Consider the following 850-nt stretch of genomic DNA (forward strand, 5'->3'; position numbering starts at 1 on the left):
TCCATTAGTTTTTGAAGCTGCTCTACCTTTTCAGTAATCCGCTCATCTTGATCACTAAATTTTTCTCTTTGATTATTCAATTCCTGGTTTTGCTTCTTCAGCTCTTCGATAGCCTTATTAAGCTCTTCCTTCTTTTTAACTATATCTTTCAGAAGATTCTGGTCTTGCCAGTTTAGGTCTTTCTTTCCTTTAAGCTTTCTTTCGGCATCTTCAATTTGTTCTTTTAGCTTTTTAGCATCTTCAACACGTTGATCAATGTCCTTCTCTGTTCGGTTCGTTTTATTCTCTATTTCTTCTTTGATATCTTTTTTGGAGGGAATTTTAAAAGCATATGTGCCCGTTTTAGAAGACTTACTACCGTTTACGGCATCATTATCCCATACCTCCAACCAATATTTAAGTTGAGCGCCATCTTGAATTTTAATAGAGTCAACATCCCATCTATAGTAATATCTTTGGGCAGTTTGATCCTTGTTGATGGGTATCTTAATATTGGACGGTTGGCTTTCCTCGCCTTGATTTATTATCTGATAATTTAAGCTGAGTGTTCTTAAGCCGTAATCGTCAGAAATATTGCCTCCCAATGCTATGTAGCTATATAAGGTGTTGTCTTGATAAACCTCAAGATCAATTCTTGGGAAAGCATCTTTGATTACGTCTACTTTATAGGCGATTTTCTCTTTATTGTTGCTGTACTTATTATTGAGAATGAGATTATAATTATCGGATGTGTTAAACTTTCGCTCATACTCGTAAAGCTGGTCGTCAGTTTTTATGAGCTCTGATGAGCCACTATCCTTATAAAATTTAATAGAGGCCTTTTCTGTACCAATGGTATTAAGCTGCCATT

General features: G+C 35.5%; 1 pseudogene. It reads right to left on the reverse strand.

From position 1 onward, the window contains the following. A pseudogene (locus tag E1176_RS20180) lies at window positions 1-850 on the reverse strand (DUF4175 family protein); the annotation flags it as partial.

It is taken from the genome of Fulvivirga aurantia, from assembly GCF_009711475.1.
GTDB classification, from domain to species: Bacteria; Bacteroidota; Bacteroidia; order Cytophagales; family Cyclobacteriaceae; genus Fulvivirga; species Fulvivirga aurantia.